This window comes from Dubosiella newyorkensis (assembly GCF_001945605.1).
GTDB classification, from domain to species: Bacteria; Bacillota_I; Bacilli_A; order Erysipelotrichales; family Erysipelotrichaceae; genus Dubosiella; species Dubosiella newyorkensis.
This window is the reverse complement of record NZ_MPKA01000064.1, coordinates 17,253-38,832: the sequence shown is the minus strand read 5'-3', so window position 1 is coordinate 38,832 and position 21,580 is coordinate 17,253. Positions and strand designations below refer to the sequence as shown.

Below are 21,580 nucleotides of genomic sequence, written 5' to 3'. Positions count from 1 at the left end.
CTATATAGTCCCTGGGAATCGAAGCCGCCAAGAAGAGGAACAGCACCTACTTCATCAAATGCCACGACCTCATCCAGCAGCTGAGAAAAGCCAACGAAGAAAATCGGCTGGAAAACCGTTTGAAGAATTACAGCCGGTACAAGCTGCTGATTATCGACGAAATCGGGTATCTGCCGATCACAAAAGAAGAGTCGAAACTGTTCTTTCAGCTGATCGACAAACGATACGAACAGAAAAGCACGATACTGACAACCAATATCGGCTTTGGCGAATGGGACGAGATATTTCAGGACCCCGTTATGGCCAATGCGATCCTGGACAGGATCCTGCATCATGCGCATGTCGTGTCCATTACCGGAAAGTCTTACCGTATGAAAGACCATATCAAGAAGAAGCCGCACACCGAACAGGAATAAAGCAATTGGTCAAAATCGAAAGAAGGATCGAAAAGATCCTTCAGTATCTTTCAAACAAAATTGAGCATTTTTATCTCATCGAATTTGTACATTTTTAACTTGACATCTACAGGCGGCTTCTGCCTTCACACTGTTCCAGTGTTTGCGGAGCTGATAGAAATTTGTCGATACCTTATTGCCCTTGTCGTACTCTTCCTGTATATAAGCCAAAAGATGGTTGTAGACAAAACGGGCCGTCCCGGCATGTTTTCGAAGCAGTACAATCTGGACGGGACTTGGGTCCAGCGCGATCTTTACTCCCTTATGCATTTTCTACCACCTCCATGACTTTCGTTTTGAGCTCATCCGTTTGCTTTCATAGTAATATTATAACAAATCAAAGAAAATGCTTACAAGCCATTTTGCCAGCTGCCGTGTACCCTCGACAAAAATCTTTCGCCAATTCCTTTTTCTCCTTCTCGATAAAATGTTTGATCTCTTCATCCATCTTTGGCGTCTTGTCCATAAAGGAAAGCCATTCCTTGAGCTCGCTTTCTTTTTGGATCCCCCAGATCGGGATCACATTGTCAAATTGCTGCATGAACGCCATCGCCGGAACGCTCTGGTTGATCAAGCCGCCAGCCAAACCTTTCATCGCGATATAGCCTATATCATGCTCCTTGCACATCGAAATCAATTCCAGCTCCTTCTCGCTTGAAAGATAGCTCAAAGGAAACTGTAAAGTTTCATAAAGATCCGAGGCGATCGCTTCTTTGGCGACCCCTAGCTTATGCGCCGTGATCCCAATATGTCGGATCTTGCCTTGTTTTTTCGCCTCAAGCATCGCCTCGTACATTCCTGTCGAATCGTTGGGCTTATACACTTGATTAGCGCAATGAAATTGATACACATCAATATAATCCGTTTTCAAATTGGACAAAGACGATTCAAGATCTTTCCAAAAGTCTTCTGGCGTTTTCGCCATTGTCTTCGAATTCAAAATGTAATTCTCTCTTGGAATGCCTTCAAAAGCCGCGCCGATCTTTTCTTCGCTATCCGAATACGCTCTAGCCGTATCGAAAAAACGCATCCCGCCTTCATACGCCTTGATCAAAAGTTCTTTTGCTTTCTCGTGACTTACTCTTTGGATCGGCAACGCCCCAAAACCATTTTGAGGCACGCAAATCTTTGTCTTTCCTAAAACGATCTCTTTCATACTCTATTACTCCTTATACGATCATCGTAAACAAAAAAAGCCAGTTTTTCACTGGCAAATTATTCTTTATTCGACGACGATCGTTCCGCCCTCTGGACGAATCTTCAAAACATGACAGCTATCCGCGCCAAAAAAAGACTCGATCCATTCTTTATAGGAAGCGACATCTTCATTGTCGACAAAAGCCAGGATCGTTCCCGCAAAACCGCCCCCATGGACACGACAAACACCCTTGTCCTTTAAGAAATCTTTACTGAGCGCTAAAGCGAGCGAAACCGCCTGATGGGCAGGATACGAAGCCGCGAACACATTTTGCAAATATTGATAACTCGAATCCCCAGACTCTTGGATCCCTTTTAAGAAAGCTGCTTTATCTTTCTTTTCCAAAGCCTCTACGATTTGAGGAACGCGCGCGTTCTCTTTAAAGAAATGGAACGCTCTCAGCACAGCTCGATCGCCAATCTTCTCACGGATCGAACTTAAATTCTGCAAGAACGCTTCCTCATCCACATCTCGCAAAACATCGCTACTAAAAAAATGAGCCACCTTTTTCATTTCATAAGGAACCGCCGCATATTCATCCGTCAGATCCGCATGCGAGCCTTTTGTATCGACAATGCATAAGCTCACTCCAAAATCATCGAAATCCGTATTGACTTGATGAACGATAGGAGAAGAAGGATCCTTGAAATCGATCGTGATCAAACCGCCCACCGCGCACGCGCACTGATCCATCAAACCACAAGGCTTGCCAAAATATACATTTTCCGCATATTGGGCGATCTTTGAAATCTCGACCATCGAAACGTTCCCCTCATTGTAAAGATAAGAAAGGATCGTCCCAATGAGCACTTCAAAGCTAGCCGAAGAGGACAAACCAGCCCCTACGATCACTTCGCTAGTCATATACGCGTTAAAACCACCCACACGGAAATGATCGTTTTTAAATCCCTGAACAACACCCTTGATCAAAGAAGCGGAATTTTCTTCCACATCTTTTAGTTTCGTGTCGTTCACATCCACCGGCTCGATATCGAAATCATCCGAGACGACTTTGATCTGATCATCCTCGCGCTTGGATACGATCGCGATCGTGTCTAAATTGATGCTAGCAGCCAAGACACGCCCATGCTGGTGATCGGTATGGTTTCCCGAAACTTCCGAACGTCCAGCCGCCGAAAAGATCTGCACCTCTTGATCTCCATACAACGATTCAAACATCTTTAAAGCTTGAATATATCGTTCCTTTTCCGCTTCAAGACGAGAATCATCTAAATATAATGCCTTCAGTCGCGCATCAAACACATTCGCTTCAAAATCATTGATCAATTGATTCACTGTTTTCATAACTGATCGTATATGACGTCCACTCGTCATATTTTTCTCCTTTTCTTAATATTGTTTTTGTTTGTGGATCGATGTTGATCTCGTTTGGAAGGTATTGGGCCTCAAAACAAATGCCGCTTTGTTTCGGCATAGGCCTTTGCTCCTTGCCAAGACGACCATCTAAATAGTTGGCAGAATAGATCTGCGCTAGAGGATAACTCGTATTCATCGTCAAGACCAAATGCGAAAGAGGACTTCTCAAAACGATCGGATCGTGGGAATCGCTGAAAAGATAAGGATGGTCGATTCCCTTTGCCACTTCGATCTGCTCGATCGAGGAAGAAAGCGCTTGGCTAATCGGCATTTCTTGCTGAAAATCCATATCCGTAGGCAAATCTCGATACTCTCCTTTGACCAAGCCATCCGCATCGACCTCCATAAATTTCGAAGCCTTCACAAGAAGACGATGATCTTGGATCGAATCGCTCCCATCCAAATTAAAATACGAATGATTCGATAAGTTGACAAGCGTATCCGCGTCGCTGAGCGCTTCATAATGAATCGTCAACGTGTTCTTTTTTAAACTGTACGTAAACCAAACTTCCAAATTTCCTGGAAATCCTTCTTCTTGATCTTTGCTCACGTAGTGAAAAACGATCGAGCTTTCATCTTGCTTGACATCGAATCGTTTATAAGAAAATCCATCAATCCCGCCATGCAGACAATTTGGACCATTGTTGATCGGAAGAGTATATACCGTATCGTTCAGTGTGAACTGCCCTTTTTCGATACGGTTGGCGACACGCCCAAGACACGCGCCCAAATATCCATCTTGCGTGCGATACGAATCTAAATCGTCATACCCTAAAACGATCTCTTGCCAAGAGCCATCGCTTTTTTTCGTTTTCCATGACACTAAAGTCGCCCCTAGATCACTCAATTCAATTCGATTGTTTTCGTTCTCTAAAACATAGATCGAGAATGCGTTATCATTTTGTTTCATCCTATAAATCCTTTTTTACTGATTCGAAAAAATCGATCATTCCTTGTTTTCCGTCCACATCCATCTTGAAGACACCCGCGTTCTCTAGAACCTGGACGAACTTATCGCCAATCGCTTGATTGATGAAACGATCCAGATCTTCGCTCTTATTTTCGCTTTTTTGAAGTGACTCGATCCATGCTCGGTGCATGGCAAGATCCGGGAGAGAATCGATCGAAGCCTCTCCTTTTAAAACAGAGATGATCTCTTCCTTTTGTTTTTTTAAACGGCCAGGAAGGATCGCCAATCCCATGACCTCGATCAAGCCGATATTCTCTTTTTTGATATGGTGATGCTCAGGATGTGGGTGAAAGATCCCGTCCGGATATTGTTCGCTCGTTCGATTGTTTCTTAAGACAAGATCAATTTCGAACTTCCCGTTTTTTTTGCGTACGATCGGTGTGATCGCATTATGACGAGTGCCATTGGTGTAAGGAATGATCTCTCGATCTTTGTCTTCATACTTCTTCCACGCTTCTAAGATCTGCATGCTCGCTTTGACAAGCGCTTCTTTCGAACTTGAAGAAAGTCGGATCGTGGAAAGCGGCCACTCTAAAAGCTCGACATCCATATTCGGAAGGGAGTCGCTATAAAAAACTTTAGCCTCTTCGATCGGGAAATGCGCGGCGCCACCTTGATAATGATCATGGGACAAGATCGATCCGCCAACGATCGGAATATCCGTATTGCTTCCTAACATATAATGAGGAAACTGTTCTACAAACGAAAACAAGTTTTCGAATGTGTCTTGATCGATCCGCATCGGCGTATGTTCTTCATTTAAAATAATACAATGTTGATCGTAATAAACATAGGGCGAATACTGGAAAGCGTACGATCCATGCGCTAGCGACAAAGGAAGGATGCGATGGTTTTGCCGAGCCGGATGATTGAGCGTGCCCGCAAAACCAACATTCTCTTTGCATAAAAGACATTTTGGATATTGACTCGAAGGAAGGGCGCTGGCTTTTGCGATCTCTTTTGGATCTTTTTCAGGCTTTGACAAATTGATCGTGATCTTCATCGGCGTGTATTTGGATTCGATCATGAACTCGATATTTTTTTTGATCCGATCCATTCGGATATAGTTAGAGTGGATCGATAGATCGTAAAAATAGTCGGTCGCTTTTTTTGGATCCTGTTCTTTCAGTTCTTCAAAATGGTGAACAACTTCGCTAGGACGAGGCATAAGCGTATTCATGATCCGTGTATCCAACAGATCTTTTTGCGTGATCGTATCCTCGATCATTCCTTGTTCGATCGCATGATCGAGCATCGTATTCAATACGTCCTGCAGACAAACAGAATTTGGCTCGATCGACTCTTCTTCGTATTGAGAAAGAGAAAAGAGATCGATCAGCGTGTTGGCAACATAATATCGATCGTATGGATCGATTAGGCCATGATCCAAACCATATTGGATCAATTGATTGATAGCGTGGTTCATAAAGTCTCCTCTTCTTGCTTATTATTATAGTAGCAAGGAAAATAATGTCAATTAATTTAGTAAAATTAATTACAAAATTTACTAAAATTATGAAGTAAATTAATCGTTCCTATTTGAAAAGAATTTGATTATAATAGATACAATGACAACTCTAAAAGACGTAGCGAAGCTCGCCAATGTGTCTGTCTCCACGATCTCTCGCTTTTTAAACAACGATCCGACACTCTCAATCCCGGAAGAGACCCAACAACATATCTTGGAGGCAGTACAAACGACGGGCTATCAAAAAAAAGGAAAAAAACAAGACAAGATCTTAACGATCGGTTTGCTCCATTGGTATTCGATCGAGCAAGAGCTCAATGACCCTTACTATATCAATGTCCGCAAAGGGATCGAATCTTACTTAGGAAAACGAAAAGTCAAGATCATCCGTGTATTCAAAGACGATCTAGACCAAAGCATTTTACAAGGCATTGATGGATTGATCGCGCTTGGCAAGTTTTCAAGCCGAGAAATGAAAGAACTCACGACACGATATCCTGTCGTAATCTTTTTAGACATGGAAACAGAGACGATCGAATACAACACGATCGCTTTAGATTTTTCTAACGCGATCACTCAAGCGCTCTCGCATCTCCAAGAACTAGGCCATCACAAGATCGGCTTGCTTGCCGGCTATGAAGTATTGGAGGATGGAAGCGTCTATCGCGATCAGCGGATCAAAGCTTTTTTGAACAAAGCGAAACAAGAAGGCTTAGAGTATAATCCCTACGTGCTGATCGATCGATATTCAAAAGAATCCGGCTATTCGATGATGAAGACCTTATTCAAAGGAAATAGCCTTCCTAGCGCACTTGTCTGCTGCTCGGATCCGATCGCGATCGGCGCCATGAAAGCCATCCAAGAAGAAGGACTCCGTATCCCGGAAGATATCGCCTTGATCGGCTTTGACGATATTCAAGACGCCAGCTTCACCAATCCGCCACTGACAACGATCCATGCGCCCATGGAAGAAATGGGCGCTTATGGAGCGATGATGCTGCTCAATGAACTCGATAAAAAGATCCATTTGCCATTTCGGCTCGTGCTGCCATGCAAATTGAAGATCCGCAAAAGCACATAAAGAAGGAAATCTATGCGAAAAAGAAGAATCAAAAAAAGAAGACTTGTCGTCTTGATCCTAGTCCTCGTCCTTATCCAGGCTGGCTTAGTGTATTGGGGCGTACAGACAACGAAAACAAACCGGAAAGAAGAACTGACAGTCATCGAACATCAGCGCCAAAAAACGCTCGATGAAATCGAGAATTGGCAAAATACCCGCAACCTGGATGCGGAAGCGTTCGACGCCTTAAAAGCGGCGGCGAAAAGCGACAACGCAAACGCGTATGAAGGAATCGAAGAAACGAAAAACAAGAATTGGATCTCGAAAGAAGATCTTGCCCGCTATACAAAACTCGATCCAGCCACAGATGGACTTCGTTATAAAAAGCTATATGACGATCAAGAACTTGCCGATGATTATCTTGTCTTTTTAAGCCGCGATACCGACCGTCTTCCTTTTGTCGAAAAATACCACACATTGAATGGCCATACGCCAGAACCAGGAAACTTGACAGAATCGCTGGATTCGATGCCTCACCTTCTGCAATGGGACGAGAGGTGGGGCTATCTTCCATATGGAAGCTCGAATATCGTGTTCGCAGGATGCGCGCCGACAAGTTTGGCGATGATCTTTTCTTATTTGAATCAAGATCCCTCTATCACCCCTTACGCGCTCGCTAAATTTTCGCAAGACAATGGCTATTTTGTGGATGGTGTAGGGACTTCGCATGCGCTTCTTGACGCGGCGGCCAGCCAATATGGCATTCATATTGAAAGCATTCCGATCAGCGAGGCTTCCTTTGACGAGACGCTTTCGCAAGGCAAGACGCTGCTTCTTTCTGTAGCGCCAGGCCATTTTACCCGGGTCGGTCACTTTATCGTCGTCAACGCGCTCGAGAATGGAGAATATCACGTGCTTGATCCGAACTCGAATAAAAACACGCGGAATTGGGACAAGAACACGGTCCTTTCAGAAACGAGCTACGCGTGGGCGGTCTATAAATAATGGCAGGCAAACGGTTCGCATTTTGAAATCGATTTAGGTACTGTATAGCCATTAAAGGAGATATGCTACTTATGATGAGCGAAGAACAATTCCACGTCCAATTTTTAAAAGAGAAAGCCAATTCTCTTGGTTTGACATTTGATCAATATATGTTGTTTTTGATTTTCGAAACGCTCGAACACGCAAGCGTCTTAGAACAAGGTGTCGATTCAAGCGTCCCGACCGAGTGGGAAGAAGCGTATCGGAATCAACAAAAAAACGAGCAATAAAAAAACGGTTCATATAAAAATGGACCGTTTTTTCGAGCTTTTTAAGGACGATCTCTCTTGGATCGAGATCTAAGACATCGCACAACTGCAAACAATACGATAAAACGTCTGCGATCTCTTCTTCCACCTCTTGTTTTGAGTCATAATCGCTTTTCCATTGGAAACACTCCAAAAGCTCGGCCGCCTCGATCACGATCGATTTGGCTAGATTTTCGGGCGTATGAAATTGATCCCAGTCGCGTTCTTGATTGACTTGACGGATCGCCTCGATCACTTCTTTCATCGTTTTTATTTCACGAGCGGGATATATTTTCCATACCCTTCTTGTTCCATTTGATCTAGAGGAATAAAGCGCAAGGCCGCTGAATTGATACAGAAGCGAAGACCACCCGACTCTTTAGGACCATCATTGAACACATGCCCTAAATGCGAATCGGCGCGCTTGCTTCGCACTTCGATTCGATGCATGCCATGGCTTCGATCTTCAAGACCGATCAATGCGTCTTGATCGATCGGTTTTGAAAAAGCAGGCCAGCCACAGCCCGATTCGAATTTATCGCTCGATACAAAGAGCGGGGAACCATCGACGACATCGACATAGATCCCTTTTTCAAAATGATCGTTGTATTCTCCAGTAAATGGGCGTTCGGTAGCCCCATGCTGAGTGACTTCGAACTGCTCAGGGCTCAGTTTGGATTTAAGCTCTTCTTGATTCATTTAGTCCTCGACCCGGATCGATTCGATCACTTGAGGCTTTTTTGGACGATCTTGCCAATCTGTTGGCGTGCCTGCGATCGCATCAAGTTCATCTAAGCCTTCTGTGATCAAGCCAAAACCAGCATAATCCCCATCGAGATGAGGGGCGTCTGCATGCATGATAAAGAATTGACTGCCTGCGGAGTTTGGATCCATCGCTCTAGCCATCGATAAGATGCCGCGAGTATGCTTCAAATCGTTTTTAAAACCATTCGAATTGAATTCGCCAGGAATCGTATAGCCAGGACCGCCAGTACCATTTCCTTTTGGATCACCGCCTTGGATCATGAATCCAGGAATGATCCGATGGAACGTCAAACCATCATAGAAGCCTTCATTGGCGAGCTTTTCAAAGTTTTCGACTGTTTTTGGAGCAATTTCTGGATATAATTCTCCAACCATTTCTTTCCCATCTTTCATTTTGATGACAACTTTTTTCTTTTTCATCCTATTCCTCCTTTTCGAGCATCATACCATGATTCTAGTCGGGAAGTACGCCTAGTGCTTGAAGCGCTTTTCTATCGAGGCTCAATGCAATCTGACAAGCGAGCTCGATCGCTCCCTCGAGATCTTTTTCGGAGCAAAAGCCTACGCTCGCGTGCGCATACCGGACTGGAATCCCGATGACGATCGTGGGAATATCATGAACATGCAAGATGCCTCCATTCGTTCCGCCCCCTTTGCGTACAGCGACTTGATAAGGAATATCGTATTTCTTCGCGGTCTCAAGAGCGTAGCGTTGCCATTTTGGATGCGTGATCATGCTGCGATCCATCGCCCGAAGCATCACGCCTTTAGCCATCGCGGACTGGATCTTGTCTTTTGCTTCAAATGTATCATCGCTAGGACATCCTTCAAAACAGATCGCTAGCTGGGGATGGATCTTTTGAAGCGCGCATTCTATGCCACGTTCTCCCACTTCTTCTTGGGCTGAAAACAAACCGATCACATTTACAGGAAGCTCCTTATTCTCTAAGATCTTTAATGTTTCGAAAAGGGCGGCGCATCCGATGCGGCAATCGAACGCCTTGCCTTTGAATACTTGAAGACTAGGAATATAGTCACATTGAACATCGGGCACGATAAAATCTCCAGGCTCGATGCCTAGAGCGATGCTCTCTTCTTTATAGCTCGTTCCAACATCGATCACTAGATCGTCAAAATCGATCTTGCGCCCTTTTTGATCTTCGCGCATAAAGTGGGGAGGAATGCTCGCGACGATTCCGGATACAAAGCCTTTTTTGGTTTTGATCTTTACCGGACACGATACGATATTGCTCGGATCCCACCCTCCAATAGGCAAAAAACTCAACCGTCCATTTTCTAAAATCGATTGGACCATAAATCCGACCTCATCTGCATGGGCGTCTAGAAGCAAAGTCGGAAGGCCTTCTTTCTCGTTCAAAAATACGAACGTATTTTGGATCGTATCCGTCTCGATCGTAAAGCGTTCCTTGACGATCGATTGGACCTCTTCTTCCATGCCGCTAGGGCCAAAGGCGTTCGAAAATTTGATCACTGTCTTTTGAAAGTCATTACTCATCCTCAAAGACTCCTTTCTGTTTTACGTTTATAATTATAGAGAAAAAGAAGGAAAAATATATGAAAACTCTAAAAATTGGTTTATTGAATTTATCCAACGCTCTCTCGTACCCGATCACGGAAACGATCGATTTTCTTCAGCGCCACTCGATCCAAGTCAGCGTCTCCAAACACTTGTACGATCCGCTCGCTTCTCCTAAAGAAAAGGCAGATGTATTCAACGCTTGGATCAAAGAAGATACATTCGATTATATTTGCGATGTATCGGGCGGAGATCTTGCGAATACGACACTTCCGTATTTGGATCTTGCCGCTTATAAAAATTCGCGCACGATCTTTATGGGATATAGCGATGTGACTTGCGTTCTCAACGCGCTGCTTCCTTATAAAGAAACGATTCTCTATCAGATTTGCAATCATGGAAAAAGCAAAGAGCTGCTCGATTTTTTATTTCATAAAAACGAGGATCTGATCAAATATTCTGATCGTCTGGTAGGAGGAAATGTGCGCTGCTTTTTAAAGTTGGCAGGAACGCCTTATTTTCCAGACGTGCATGGAGGTCATCTTTTTTTAGAAAGCTATTCAGGCAAGCAGGAAAGGATCGAAAGCTATTTTGCGCAATTGGCTGAAATGGGCGTTTTTGAGCAGATCGATCGGCTGATTTTAGGGAATTTCAGCGAATTCTTGCACTACAACAATGAAAACACGCTTCTTCAGATCGCGAAGCGTTATTGTCCAAAGCCGATCGAGATCGATCTGAGCATCGGGCATCAATACGATTCGTTCGCTCTTTTGCTTGGAAAAAGAAAGTGAGGTAAAATAAAGAAATAAGGAGATTTTTATGAAAAATATGCAGTCGTTTTTTTCGCATTTTCACATCTACTCGATCTGGAAGGCGCTGATCTGGACGATCGTTTTGTCTTTTTTATACAATTTAGTCTATCTATTTACGTATTCTTCGCAACTTTCTTCGCGCAGTGTCTACGCTATCCAGGTCGTGTTGTCTTTACTGTCTTCGATCGGAATGTATTGGATCTGTACGAAAGTTTGGACGAGTCAGAAAGAAAAACTAGATTTTGGCACTCTTTTGCGCGTCTTGATCTTGCAGGGGATCTATATCTTGCTAGTCTCTGCGCTTTTGATTCCTCTCGCCCTAGTCGCGATCGAACAAAATCAAATGTGGCTCATGGTGTTCATGCAGCTAGTTTCCGTCTTTTTCTTGATCTTTATGATCCCATTCCAGCTTGTGTATTATTATGCGTTGTTTATGGGAAAACGGAGCTTTCAAGAGATCAAGACCTATATTTTTGGGGTCTTCAAAGCGCATTATAAAGTGATCTTGAATATGTATTGCGCTATGTTGTTGTTCATGATGGCGATCGATACGCTCAGTGGAGGGACGCTTTCTTTAGCGGGTGGATTTAATGTGCCTGTGATCGTGCATTCTCTTTTATACGTGGGCAATCCGATGTTTTCTTGGATGATGAGTCTTTTTTTGGCGATGGCGGCCAACCTTCCGCTCGGGCAAATGTTCATGATCCTTTTTTTCTTATTTATGATTGGTTTTTTATACGCGTATTTAGAGCTCAACTTTGTCGCCTTCATTCAAGAGAAGTGTAATGCCTATGGAACTAAGCGAACTCAAGCTCACCGCTAGGCGGTTTGGCCTTTTGACAAAGATGAATATCCATACGGTGGAAGACCTGCTCAAAACGTATCCGTTCCGCTACGAGGATATTCAAGCGATCCCTTTCGATAAATGGGAGGTTAATGAAATGGTCGCTGTCGAAGGCTTGATCGCCTCCAAGCCCACATTGATCCGTCTTGGAAAAAACCGTTCTATGGTCAAGTTTCGGATCATCGCGTGGAATGAAGAGATCGAAGTGAGTTTATTCAATCGGCCTTGGATCTCGCAGTTTCAATTTGGAAATCCGATCACGCTTTTTGGCCATTATCAAGGCAACAACAAGCTTGTTGCCAGCAACTACAATTTAAAGCCGCTTCGAGAGCAAACAGGATTGAAGCCTGTTTATTCGCTGAGCAAAGCGATGAAGCCAAGCGATATGAGCGCGAGCATCAAAGCAGCTTTGAAAAAAGTCGACGAGATCCCGGATCTGATCCCGCAAAGATATCGAGAAAAGTATCGGCTCCTTTCACAAAAGCAAGCGTATGAATGGATCCATTTTCCACGCTCCTTTGCGCAACTGCATCAAGCGATCCGGACTTTGAAGTATGAGGAGTTTTTATGTTTTCAATGCTGTGTGCAAGGCCAGCAAGTACAAAATATTGGCAAAGAAGCGAAAGTGTTCGATGAAAGCGTGATCCAGGAAAAGATCGATTCGCTTCCTTTTCCGCTCACGGAAGATCAAAATAAAGCAATACAGGATGTGATCCGCGATCTTAGATCAGACACTATCATGTACCGTATGGTGCAAGGGGATGTTGGAAGCGGGAAAACGGTTGTAGGCATGTTTTCGATCATGGCATGCGATCTAGCAGGATATCAAAGCGCTTTTCTTGCGCCTACCGAGATCTTGGCTCGTCAGCACTATGCCACGATGCAAAAGCTCGGTCTTCCGATCAAGCTTCTCGTCTCTTCTTTGCCGGCCAAAGAAAAAAAAGAAGTCCTTTCTGGCTTGGAGTCGGGAGATGTTCGGATGGTCGTTGGCACGCACGCTTTGTTTCAAGAAAAAGTCAATTTTGAAAATCTTGGACTTGTCGTGACGGACGAACAGCAGCGCTTTGGGGTCAATCAGCGAAGGGCGCTGTTGGAAAAAGGAGCGAATGTCGACTTTTTGATGATGTCCGCTACGCCGATTCCAAGAACGTATGCCCACTTTTTGTATGGAGATATCCGACTTTCATCGATCAAGACGATGCCGCCAGGCAGAAAGCCGGTCAAGACAAAGTATGTGCCTACTTCAAGCATGAAACCGATCTTGAAAGAGATCCTTTCGGGGATCGATACGGGAAGGCAGTGCTATGTGGTGTGTCCGATGATCGACGAGAATTTAGAGACGAATCTAAAATCAGTCACGACAGTGTATGAAGGCATGCTCAAAACGCTACCTTCAAAATATCGGGTGGCTTTATTGCATGGACGGATGAAGGCGGAAGAGAAAGAGGAGATCATGCAGCGTTTTGCGGATCATGAGATCGATCTGCTCGTCTCGACGACCGTCATCGAGGTAGGGATCGATGTTCCTAACGCGACGATGATGGTCATTTATGACGCCCACCGCTTTGGCTTGTCCACGCTCCATCAGCTTCGGGGAAGAAGCGCGAGAGGCAAAGAACAAGGGGTTTGTTTTTTGTTGTCGAAAACGAAGGATCCAGAAGCGATCGAGCGTTTGAAGAAGCTAGAGAGCCTGAATGATGGGTTTGCGATCTCGGCTTATGATCTACAATCTCGTGGGCCAGGTGACTTGCTAGGAACGCGTCAATCGGGCTTGCCGACTTTCATCCTTGGCGATTTTGAAAAAGATCCTGCGATCATGGAAGTCTGTGTGCAAGACGCGAAAGAGATCTTGCAGGCCAAGGTCGACAAGCCGATGCTCGATTATGTGGAACGGTCTATAAAAAATGCACGATATTTTGATTAGGAGATGAGAGTATGATTTCCAAAGAAACGATCAAAAGTAAAGCGATTTATTTAGTTTCCTTGCTGTTGATGTGCGTCGGGCTGATCTTAGTGGCGTACTTCTTTTTCTTGCGGACGATCGAGCTCGATGTCACAAAGAACATCCGTCTGTATTATTCAGGGGAAAATGGCAGGGCGAGTGTCGAGGCAAAATCAGGAGAAGAAGATCTCAATCAAAGGATCCAAGAGTTTTATGATACGCTCACCTATACGATCGAGCCCAACGAAGCTTTATCCAATGGAGATGTCCTCCATATCCAGTCGCATTATGACGAGGCTCTCGCGCAGCAATATCATTTTCAGATCGTAAATCCTGATAAAGAAGTTATTGTCGAAGGACTGCCAAATCGAATCGATTCGATCCAAGAGATGAATCGCTCCTTTTTGCTCAAAGTGCAAGAAGCGATGGATTCGTATCTCGGTTCGCATAAAAAAGAGGTGCTGAGCTATGACGCCCTCAATTTTGAATCGAACGGCTCGATCGTTGAGCAAAAGCTCGTCTACTTCGCTTTTTTAAAGTCCAACAGTATCGACAACAGCGATAAGTTCATTGGTTTGTTTCAAATCAAAGCCAATGAAGATGGAGAAGAGAAGACGATCTATTATATGGTGCTTGTTCCCGATATCAATGAAAGCGAGCAAATCTTGGCTCGAAACATTTATGGTGAAAAAGCGTATATGTCAGAAGCGGAGCAAGCGAGCGCGGATTATGGAAGTTATATCGAACGGGTCTATGGCTCACAATATACGATCGAAGAAGGAAGCGTCCATATGGAGCTGAATTCTGAACGAATGCCGCAATAGTCCATGGAAACGTATTATATTTTTTGCGAAGGGAAAAAGACGGAGCCCAATTATTTTGAAGGATTTGTTCGATATGCCGATCCAGAACAAGTGAAGATCAACTGCTTTGGACTAGGAAAAGAAACGCTGAGGATCTTGGAGCTCGCGCAAAACTATATTCGAAAAAATGAGATCAAGCAAAGTCATATTTGGCTCGTGTTCGATCGGGATGATTTTGTGGCCAAGAATTTTGATGAAACGATCCAAAAAGTTAAAGAACTCGATCAAAAACGAAAAGGCGGCAACACGTATCGATGCGCCTGGAGCAACGAATGCTTCGAGTTGTGGATCTTGCTGCATTTTTCTTATTATCAAACTTTGTTTCATCGGGATGAATATATTCGGCTATTAAAAAAGATCTTTCGCAAACACGGGTTTTTAACGTACAAAAAACAGGAACAGGATCTTTTCGAGATCGTATTGAAGATCGGCGATCCGCATCTTGCTGTACAAAGCGCGAAAAAGCTCGCCCTCCAACAACAAAAGAAAAGGCCTTCCCAAGCAAGGCCTTGCACGTATGTATTTGAGCTTGTGCTGGAATTGGCTTGCTATTTGCCAGAAGAAATGCGGGCCCCGATTCTAAAAAAGTCATGGAACTTAGGATGATCCATGGCTTTTTTTAGTGAATTGAAATGTGATCGTTTAAACGATCGTGCACGTTTGACGCTCAAGCGCCTCTTTCTTTTCTTTAGAACAGAGGACTTCGACAAGATCGTAGGCAAATTCCATCGCGCCGCCGACTGAAATTCCTGTGACTAGATTTCCATCGATCACGGCGTGAACTTTTTCATAGTGACCGCCAAAATCGCCATTCAAGCCAGGAACGCAAGTATAGTTTTTTCCTTGGTAAATGCCGAGCTCGCCTAAAATCGAACTGCCTGCGCAAATCGCTCCTAGGACTTTATCGGGTTGCTTGGCAAAAGATTGGATCAAATCGAGAACGCTCTGCTCTTTTTTTAAGATCTGATAGCCAGCGCCTCCTGGAATGATCAAGCAATCGGCTTTTTTGGTATCGATTTCTTTAAGCAGTCCATCCGCAATGACTTTCAGGCCGTTAGTTCCTGTCACATTCGTTTCGTCGGAAACAGAAATGAGTTTTGTTTCAACGCCTGCTTCATTGAGCAGATCATATGGTGTGATGGCTTCGATTTCTTCAAATCCGTCGGCTAATAATATGATCGCGTTTTTTTTCATAGAAAACCTCCTCTTTTTGGTTGATCTAATTATAATTCAGCGAATACAAAAATAAAAAAAGATGCCTTGTGGCATCTATTATCGGCTGAGATTGGCGATGAGCTGTTCAAAATCTGGTTTCTCGATTTCGTGGAAACGGATCTCGACAAGATCTTTTGGCGAATCTTCATATCGAGGAATCAAATGGATATGAAAATGCGGAACGCTTTGTCCGGCCGCTTCTTTGGCGTTGCTCAAAATATTGATTCCATCGCAGTTGAGATGATCCATCAGCTTATTGGCCAGCTTTTGTGCGACTTCCATCATATGACTGAGTAGTTCTGGCGGACAATCTAAAAAAGAATCACAATGCTGTTTGGGAACGACTAGCGTATGTCCATAGCTCGTAGGTGCTATATCGAAAAACGCGATCACTTGATCGTCCTCATACACCTTATGACTTGGAATCGAACCTTGTGCGATTTGACAAAAAATATCCATTTTTTCTCCCTCCTTGACCCCCAACGCATATGAAAAGCCAGGCTAAGGGGAGGCCTGGCTTTCCATAAAATTAAGGGGATAGAAAATAGTATGAATATCTATTCACGATTTCATACCGGCAAGGCCTTCTGTTCCTTGCTTGTTTAACAGTATAGCATAAGCTGAATCGTAATATATGGGATAAATTTGTAAAAATATGTGAAAATGACCAAAATCACAAATTTGTGGGGGAATTGCTTCTATTTTTTACGTTTTTCCTCCAAATTGTTCAAAAAAAAGCTATTTATCGGTCACAAAACACAAATGAAACCGTTTTCAAGAGGGATATGTGTTTTTTTTCGGCTTCCTCTCTATTTGTGAGAAGCTGTGCTATAATGTTTTCCAAATGGAGGCTCAAAAATGATTCAAAAGACCATCGCGGAAATCGCGACCTACATGCAAAGTGAAGTTTGCGGACCATACGATCCAGACACAATCGTAAAAGGCGTAACGATCGATTCGAGAAATGTGCAAAAAGGCAATGTATACGTTCCGATCGTAGGCGCTCACAATGACGGGCATTCATTTATTGAACAAGTTAAAAACGGACAAGCCGCTCTTGCTTTTTGGCAAAAAGATCATACCCCTTATCCAGAAGGGATCCCTTTGATCTTGGTGGAAGATACGATCGAAGCGCTAGGCCAGCTCGCGCAAGCGTATTTAGCTTCTTTAGATGCCGAAGTGATCGCGATCACGGGGTCCAATGGCAAGACGAGCTGTAAAGATATGGTGAAAAGTGTCTATTCTCTTGTAAAGAAGAGCGCGGCGACACCAGGTAATCGAAACAACGAGATCGGACTTCCTTTGACGATCTTAGACTTTGATGCCGATCTGCAAGTCGCGATCCTTGAAATGGGAATGGAAAACAAAGGCGAGATCACCTATTTGACAAAGATCGCGCCCCCGGATATCGCGATCATTACGACGATCGGTTCCGCCCATATGGAAAATCTAGGCGGAAAAAAGCAGATCGCCGAAGCGAAGCTGGAGATCTATGATGGACTCAAGGAAGGTGGCGTATTGATCTACAATAAAGAATCGCCGGAAATCGAAGAAGTACTGCAAGAGAAAAAACTCGATCCGAGCAAAACGATCCGATCCTTTGGCCAAGGAGGCACGCTTTCGATCGTTTCCTCGATCGATTATGGAAAAGATTCGATCTTCTTTAAAACCAATGGCATCCAGGATTTGATCGAGCTGCATGCTTTGGGCGCCCATCAAGCGATGAACGCATTGCCGGTCATTCTTGCTGCCAAATACGATGGTATCGAGGATGCGACGATCTTACAAGGACTTAAAAACTTAGAAATGACGAAGATGCGGACACAACTGCTCACGCTTCAACATGCCCGCGTTCTCGACGATTCATATAAATCGAATCCGGAAAGCGCCAAGGCGGCGATCGATACGCTCCTTGCCCTTCCGGCTCAAAAGCATATCGCCATCTTAGGTGATATGCTGGATCTAGGAAATGAAGAAAGAGAACTCCACGCTTCGATTGGCAAGTACGCTAAAGAGCATGGTGTCGACCAGCTTTATACATATGGTCCATTGAGCGTAGAAAGCGCGAAGGCGTTTGGCGAGAATGGAGCATCTTTTCAAACGAAAGAAGAAATCGTACAAGCTTTGCTTCCTTTGCTTCAAGAGGATTGTGTGATCTTGATCAAAGGAAGCCGTGCAATGGCGATGGATACGATCGTAAAACAATTAACAGCAGGAGGAAGTATGGCAAAATTGAAATTGGGGGTCGTTTTTGGAGGACAAAGCAGTGAGTATTCGGTTTCGCTGCATTCGACAGGCAGTTTTCTACACCAGATCGACCGCTCAAAATACGATATAACGTGCATTGGAATCGATGAAGGCGGACAATTCTTTATTTATACGGGTCCGATCGAAGCAATCGAAAGCGATACGTGGAAAAAAGAAGAGTATATTCATTCTTGTTCTTGGATGCATAAAGGCGTCTATGACAAGGACAATGAGATTTTTATTCCTCTCGATGTGATATTCCCGGTGCTCCATGGAAAAAATGGAGAAGATGGCGCCTTCCAAGGATTGGCGCAAATGATGAATATTCATTATGTAGGAAGCGATATTCTCGCCTCGGCGATGTGCATGGATAAAGAGATTATGCATATTTTATGCGATCAAGCGCACATTCCTTGCGCCCGATATATTTGTTTGAAGGCATGGGAAGAGCAGCCAAGCTTTGAAGAGATCCAAGAACAGCTTCCGCTCCCGTGGGTCATCAAGCCATGCAACGCGGGAAGCAGCTATGGTGTTCATTTTGTCGAAGAAAAGAGCCAATTTGAAGAAGCGAAAAAAGACGCGTTCAAATGGGATGGAAGAGGAAAGATCTTGATCGAAGAAGCGATCAATGGCTTCGAGATCGGCTGCGCCGTTTTAGGAAATGATCAGATCCAGGTCGGTAGTGTCGACGAGATCGAGATCCAAAGCGCCATCTTTGATTTTGAAGGCAAGTACGCGATGAAAGGCGCTAATATTTATTGTCCAGCTCGTATTGATGGACAAACATTCGCCAACGCGCAAGCATTGGCGAAAAAAGCGTTCCGAATCATGGGATGCACGGGGATGGCGCGTGTCGATATGTTCGTGACCGAAGAAAACGAGATCGTTCTTAACGAGATCAATACGCTTCCTGGCTTCACAGCGACTTCCCGTTATCCAAGTATGATGCAAGCTGCAGGGATCTCCTTTACTGAATTGATCGATCTTTTGATCGATCTTGCGATGGAAAAAGAGGTCAGTGCATGCTAGAAGCGTATTCACGCGCTTGGTGCGAGATCGATTATGATACGATCGAGCACAACTTGAAAGAGATCCAAAAGCTCATGAACAAGACCAAGGTCATGGGGATCGTCAAAGCCAACGCCTATGGTCTTGGCGCTTTGCCGATCGCAAAAACATTAAGAGATCTTGGGATCGATTATTTTGGGGTTTCGAGTGTCGATGAGGCCATCGAGCTGAGAGAAGGCGGGATCCAAGAAAATATTTTGATTCTAGGCTATACTCCGCCAGAACACTTTTCAAAACTTGTTGAATACGACCTTGTGCAGTCGTTCCTTTCGGAAGAGTACGCCAAGAAGCTCAATGACTTTGCCAAAGCGAAGGATGTTGTCGTTCGCGGGCATCTTAAATTGGATACGGGAATGAATCGCATCGGGATTCCTTTTCAGGATGGGCACAAAGAAATAGAAGCGCTCAAAACGATCTATGAATTGCCGTATTTAAGAGTGGAGGGGATCTTTTCCCACTTTCCTGTCAGCGATGACCTTGGACAAGACGCTCGACGCTTCACGAAACATCAAATCGAATTGTTTGAGGAAGCGATCTCTTATTTAAAAGAGGAAGGGATCGATCCTGGTTTGCGTCACATTCAAAATAGTTATGGGATCTTGAATTATGGGGATCTTGGTTTCGATTATTGCCGGCCTGGGCTTTTGTTCAACGGTATGACGAGCGATGATTCGATCGACACTGCCTATCATCTTGGTCTGAAGCCGATCTTGACTTTAAAAGCCAATGTGAGTTTGGTGAAGTGGATCAAAGCCGGAGAAAGCGTGAGCTATGGACGGCATTTTGTCGCTCAAAAGCCAACGAAGGTCGCGACACTTTCGATCGGATACGCGGATGGACTTTCTCGTCTTGTCTCCAATCAAGGCCTAGAAGTGCTGCTTCATGGGAAAAAGGCTAAATTGATCGGAAACATTTGTATGGATCAATGCATGGCGGATGTGACAGAGATCGAAGGCGTGCAAGAGGGCGATGAAGCGGTGATCGTTGGCGAACAAGAAGGAAATCGAGTGACGATCGACCGTATTTCTAGAATGATGAACACCATCAACAATGAAACGCTGACATCCTTGGCCTCTAGGCTGCCTAGACTGCCAAAGAAATAGAATTAGGGGAATTATGAGGGGAAAACAATTTGGGGCGATCGATATCGCCCGCTACATTTCTGCACTGCTTGTCGTATGTATCCATGTGTATCCGTTTGTCGATATTTCTAAAACGTTCAATACGTATTTTATCCAGACGGTTTGCCGGCTGGCGGTCCCATTTTTCTTTGTCGTATCGGGCTATTTCTTTTTTCGGAAATGGAGCGAGGATGAAGAGGAAAACGACTTTCGTTTTAAACACTATGAATGGCGGATCTTGAAGCTTTATTTGATCTGGACGGTGATTTATCTTCCTTATACGATTTGGAATTATGCGAGTTCTGGCTTTTCACTGATTTCGATCTTCGCCTATATTCGTGATTTTTTCTTGAATGGAAGCTATTATCATCTATGGTTTTTGCCAGCTCTTATCATCGGGATGGCAATCGTATATCAGATCTATAAGCGAAAAGGACTTTCCTTTACGCTCAAAGTAGCCTTTGCTCTTTACTTGATCGGATATTTGATCAACGTATACGCGCCATTGTGGGAAAAACTGCCTTATGTATCTATCTTATATGGCTTTTTTACGAAAACACTAGTCACGGCGCGAGATGGGTTTTTCTTTGGACCGATGTATTTGGCGCTCGGTTTATTGTTAGCGAAGACAAGAAGGCTTCCAACAAGGGTGAGCTTGATCGCATTTTCGATCTGCTTCGCGCTTTTGATCTTGGAAGTTTGGATCTATACTCGGATCGGCATGATGTATGATTTGAGCTGTATGTATTTGATGCTCGTGCCGGCCACGTACTTTTTAGTCAATTATTTACTGGCGGTAAAGATCCCGTATCGTCAACAGTACAAGATCTTGCGCTACGATTCTTTGATTATCTATACATCGCATATCTTATTCGTTCGGATCTTGTTCATGTTTTTTCCAAACGCCAATCTTGTCGTCTATTTCTTGACGATCGCTTTATCGCAAGGACTTGCTTCCTTGATCGTACGGGAAAAAGAAAAGTATCCGATCTTGAATAATTTGATTTGATCTTTAGCTTCCTGCAAACGGGAAGCTTTTTTTGTGTTCGATTTACGGAAAAATTTCCTATTTTCTATCAGGATACCTAAAAATAATTGCAGATTGTTAAGAAACTATTTCCGTCATTTAACCTTAAAATGTTGGAGATAAGTTCAAATTAAAAAGCGGAAGGCGTAGTCTATGGGAATCGAGTAAATTTTATTTGTTTTTTTAAACAGAAATTTTGATCGTTATACAACTCGACAATATGCTAAAACGCTCCCCTTACAAAACTTCTATTTAGAAATTTCGCTTATCCGTTTTAAGGGGAGCGTTTAAATGGATTCTTTTTGATGAAAATGCTTTA

22 protein-coding genes are annotated in these 21,580 nt (G+C 43.9%); 11 read left to right on the top strand and 11 right to left on the bottom strand.

Translation table 11 applies throughout. The features are described 5' to 3' along the window. The first annotated feature begins 11 nt into the window (after positions 1-11). Positions 12-416, top strand: a complete 405-nt coding sequence (locus BO225_RS06255; protein WP_419185475.1) for an ATP-binding protein — start codon at positions 12-14, stop codon at positions 414-416. 75 nt (positions 417-491) lie between these two features. Here the strand turns inward: BO225_RS06255 and BO225_RS06250 are convergent, their stop codons facing one another. From BO225_RS06250 to BO225_RS06230, 5 genes are all read right to left on the bottom strand, one after another. Further along, complete coding sequence (locus BO225_RS06250) at positions 492-725, bottom strand: helix-turn-helix domain-containing protein (protein ID WP_076341397.1); 234 nt, start codon at positions 723-725, stop codon at positions 492-494. Between the two features lie 67 nt (positions 726-792). Continuing rightward, positions 793-1,611: an aldo/keto reductase gene (locus tag BO225_RS06245; RefSeq protein WP_076341396.1), complete on the bottom strand. Its 819-nt coding sequence runs from the start codon at positions 1,609-1,611 to the stop codon at positions 793-795. Between the two features lie 66 nt (positions 1,612-1,677). Further along, positions 1,678-2,988: a galactokinase gene (locus BO225_RS06240; protein WP_233120300.1), complete on the bottom strand. Its 1,311-nt coding sequence runs from the start codon at positions 2,986-2,988 to the stop codon at positions 1,678-1,680. After that, positions 2,930-3,940 carry an aldose epimerase family protein gene (locus BO225_RS06235; RefSeq protein ID WP_076341394.1) on the bottom strand — a complete coding sequence of 337 codons (1,011 nt, stop codon included), beginning with the start codon at positions 3,938-3,940 and terminating at the stop codon, positions 2,930-2,932. The genes BO225_RS06240 and BO225_RS06235 overlap by 59 nt, the downstream gene beginning before the upstream one ends. Before the next feature lies 1 nt (position 3,941). Further along, positions 3,942-5,426 carry a UDP-glucose--hexose-1-phosphate uridylyltransferase gene (locus BO225_RS06230; RefSeq protein ID WP_076341393.1) on the bottom strand — a complete coding sequence of 495 codons (1,485 nt, stop codon included), beginning with the start codon at positions 5,424-5,426 and terminating at the stop codon, positions 3,942-3,944. Positions 5,427-5,568: 142 nt separating this feature from the next. On the opposite strand from BO225_RS06230, the gene BO225_RS06225 reads away from it, so the two are divergent. Continuing rightward, positions 5,569-6,549 (top strand): LacI family DNA-binding transcriptional regulator, encoded by a 981-nt coding sequence (locus BO225_RS06225; RefSeq protein ID WP_076341392.1) that lies wholly within the window; start codon positions 5,569-5,571, stop codon positions 6,547-6,549. 12 nt (positions 6,550-6,561) lie between these two features. Further along, on the top strand, positions 6,562-7,533 hold the full coding sequence (locus tag BO225_RS06220) for a C39 family peptidase (RefSeq protein WP_076341391.1): 972 nt from the start codon (positions 6,562-6,564) through the stop codon (positions 7,531-7,533). 69 nt (positions 7,534-7,602) lie between these two features. On the opposite strand, the gene BO225_RS06215 is transcribed toward BO225_RS06220, so the two are convergent. The 4 genes from BO225_RS06215 to BO225_RS06200 are packed head-to-tail and all read right to left on the bottom strand — an operon-like array spanning position 7,603 to position 10,101. Continuing rightward, positions 7,603-8,085, bottom strand: a complete 483-nt coding sequence (locus tag BO225_RS06215; protein WP_076341390.1) for a nucleotide pyrophosphohydrolase — start codon at positions 8,083-8,085, stop codon at positions 7,603-7,605. Positions 8,086-8,090: 5 nt separating this feature from the next. Further along, the gene (msrB, locus tag BO225_RS06210; RefSeq protein ID WP_076341389.1) at positions 8,091-8,519 is read right to left on the bottom strand and encodes a peptide-methionine (R)-S-oxide reductase MsrB; all 429 of its coding nucleotides are present in this window, start codon (positions 8,517-8,519) and stop codon (positions 8,091-8,093) included. Beyond that, entirely contained in the window at positions 8,520-9,005 is a 486-nt protein-coding gene (locus tag BO225_RS06205) for a peptidylprolyl isomerase (protein ID WP_076341388.1), read from the bottom strand. It lies immediately after the preceding gene. A 34-nt stretch (positions 9,006-9,039) separates the two neighbouring features. After that, positions 9,040-10,101, bottom strand: coding sequence for a M42 family metallopeptidase (locus BO225_RS06200; RefSeq protein ID WP_076341387.1), 1,062 nt, complete (start codon positions 10,099-10,101; stop codon positions 9,040-9,042). Between the two features lie 59 nt (positions 10,102-10,160). Between BO225_RS06200 and BO225_RS06195 the strand changes: the two genes are divergently transcribed. Genes BO225_RS06195 through BO225_RS06175 form a run of 5 tightly spaced genes read left to right on the top strand, consistent with a single transcriptional unit; the run spans position 10,161 to position 15,189 of the window. Then, the gene (locus tag BO225_RS06195) at positions 10,161-10,913 is read left to right on the top strand and encodes an LD-carboxypeptidase (protein WP_076341386.1); all 753 of its coding nucleotides are present in this window, start codon (positions 10,161-10,163) and stop codon (positions 10,911-10,913) included. A 28-nt stretch (positions 10,914-10,941) separates the two neighbouring features. Then, positions 10,942-11,757 (top strand): hypothetical protein, encoded by an 816-nt coding sequence (locus tag BO225_RS06190; protein WP_076341385.1) that lies wholly within the window; start codon positions 10,942-10,944, stop codon positions 11,755-11,757. Continuing rightward, complete coding sequence (gene recG / locus BO225_RS06185) at positions 11,720-13,702, top strand: ATP-dependent DNA helicase RecG (protein ID WP_143356783.1); 1,983 nt, start codon at positions 11,720-11,722, stop codon at positions 13,700-13,702. The genes BO225_RS06190 and recG overlap by 38 nt, the downstream gene beginning before the upstream one ends. Positions 13,703-13,713: 11 nt before the next feature. After that, complete coding sequence (locus BO225_RS06180; RefSeq protein WP_076341384.1) at positions 13,714-14,544, top strand: hypothetical protein; 831 nt, start codon at positions 13,714-13,716, stop codon at positions 14,542-14,544. Between the two features lie 3 nt (positions 14,545-14,547). Then, on the top strand, positions 14,548-15,189 hold the full coding sequence (locus tag BO225_RS06175; protein ID WP_076341383.1) for an RloB family protein: 642 nt from the start codon (positions 14,548-14,550) through the stop codon (positions 15,187-15,189). Between the two features lie 36 nt (positions 15,190-15,225). On the opposite strand, the gene BO225_RS06170 is transcribed toward BO225_RS06175, so the two are convergent. After that, positions 15,226-15,777, bottom strand: a complete 552-nt coding sequence (locus BO225_RS06170; protein WP_076341382.1) for a DJ-1/PfpI family protein — start codon at positions 15,775-15,777, stop codon at positions 15,226-15,228. 78 nt (positions 15,778-15,855) lie between these two features. Next, positions 15,856-16,257, bottom strand: a complete 402-nt coding sequence (locus BO225_RS06165) for an HIT family protein (RefSeq protein ID WP_076341381.1) — start codon at positions 16,255-16,257, stop codon at positions 15,856-15,858. Between the two features lie 399 nt (positions 16,258-16,656). Here BO225_RS06165 and murF point away from each other — a divergent pair, with 399 nt between their 5' ends. From murF to BO225_RS06145, 3 genes are read left to right on the top strand one after another with little or no spacing between them, the layout of a single operon-like run. Then, a complete protein-coding gene (gene murF, locus BO225_RS12985) occupies positions 16,657-19,074 on the top strand; it encodes a UDP-N-acetylmuramoyl-tripeptide--D-alanyl-D-alanine ligase (RefSeq protein ID WP_336433328.1) in 2,418 nt (805 codons plus the stop codon). Beyond that, on the top strand, positions 19,068-20,216 hold the full coding sequence (gene alr, locus BO225_RS06150; protein WP_076341380.1) for an alanine racemase: 1,149 nt from the start codon (positions 19,068-19,070) through the stop codon (positions 20,214-20,216). Before murF ends, alr begins: the two co-directional genes overlap by 7 nt. A gap of 13 nt (positions 20,217-20,229) precedes the next feature. Next, on the top strand, positions 20,230-21,243 hold the full coding sequence (locus BO225_RS06145) for an acyltransferase (RefSeq protein WP_076341379.1): 1,014 nt from the start codon (positions 20,230-20,232) through the stop codon (positions 21,241-21,243). Positions 21,244-21,580: the final 337 nt, after the last annotated feature.

Excerpts from the sequence above, each read along its gene's own strand:
- BO225_RS06240 (WP_233120300.1), bottom strand. The coding sequence starts at position 2,988 with ATGACGAGTGGACGTCATATACGATCAGTTATGAAAACAGTGAATCAA.
- BO225_RS06235 (WP_076341394.1), bottom strand. The coding sequence starts at position 3,940 with ATGAAACAAAATGATAACGCATTCTCGATCTATGTTTTAGAGAACGAA.
- BO225_RS06250 (WP_076341397.1), bottom strand. The coding sequence starts at position 725 with ATGCATAAGGGAGTAAAGATCGCGCTGGACCCAAGTCCCGTCCAGATT.
- BO225_RS06175 (WP_076341383.1), top strand. The coding sequence starts at position 14,548 with ATGGAAACGTATTATATTTTTTGCGAAGGGAAAAAGACGGAGCCCAAT.
- BO225_RS06170 (WP_076341382.1), bottom strand. The coding sequence starts at position 15,777 with ATGAAAAAAAACGCGATCATATTATTAGCCGACGGATTTGAAGAAATC.
- BO225_RS06245 (WP_076341396.1), bottom strand. The coding sequence starts at position 1,611 with ATGAAAGAGATCGTTTTAGGAAAGACAAAGATTTGCGTGCCTCAAAAT.
- BO225_RS06205 (WP_076341388.1), bottom strand. The coding sequence starts at position 9,005 with ATGAAAAAGAAAAAAGTTGTCATCAAAATGAAAGATGGGAAAGAAATG.
- BO225_RS06200 (WP_076341387.1), bottom strand. The coding sequence starts at position 10,101 with ATGAGTAATGACTTTCAAAAGACAGTGATCAAATTTTCGAACGCCTTT.
- alr (WP_076341380.1), top strand. The coding sequence starts at position 19,068 with ATGCTAGAAGCGTATTCACGCGCTTGGTGCGAGATCGATTATGATACG.
- BO225_RS06145 (WP_076341379.1), top strand. The coding sequence starts at position 20,230 with ATGAGGGGAAAACAATTTGGGGCGATCGATATCGCCCGCTACATTTCT.
- BO225_RS06190 (WP_076341385.1), top strand. The coding sequence starts at position 10,942 with ATGAAAAATATGCAGTCGTTTTTTTCGCATTTTCACATCTACTCGATC.
- BO225_RS06165 (WP_076341381.1), bottom strand. The coding sequence starts at position 16,257 with ATGGATATTTTTTGTCAAATCGCACAAGGTTCGATTCCAAGTCATAAG.
- BO225_RS06180 (WP_076341384.1), top strand. The coding sequence starts at position 13,714 with ATGATTTCCAAAGAAACGATCAAAAGTAAAGCGATTTATTTAGTTTCC.
- BO225_RS06195 (WP_076341386.1), top strand. The coding sequence starts at position 10,161 with ATGAAAACTCTAAAAATTGGTTTATTGAATTTATCCAACGCTCTCTCG.
- BO225_RS06230 (WP_076341393.1), bottom strand. The coding sequence starts at position 5,426 with ATGAACCACGCTATCAATCAATTGATCCAATATGGTTTGGATCATGGC.
- BO225_RS06220 (WP_076341391.1), top strand. The coding sequence starts at position 6,562 with ATGCGAAAAAGAAGAATCAAAAAAAGAAGACTTGTCGTCTTGATCCTA.
- BO225_RS06215 (WP_076341390.1), bottom strand. The coding sequence starts at position 8,085 with ATGAAAGAAGTGATCGAGGCGATCCGTCAAGTCAATCAAGAACGCGAC.
- BO225_RS06225 (WP_076341392.1), top strand. The coding sequence starts at position 5,569 with ATGACAACTCTAAAAGACGTAGCGAAGCTCGCCAATGTGTCTGTCTCC.
- murF (WP_336433328.1), top strand. The coding sequence starts at position 16,657 with ATGATTCAAAAGACCATCGCGGAAATCGCGACCTACATGCAAAGTGAA.
- msrB (WP_076341389.1), bottom strand. The coding sequence starts at position 8,519 with ATGAATCAAGAAGAGCTTAAATCCAAACTGAGCCCTGAGCAGTTCGAA.
- recG (WP_143356783.1), top strand. The coding sequence starts at position 11,720 with ATGCCTATGGAACTAAGCGAACTCAAGCTCACCGCTAGGCGGTTTGGC.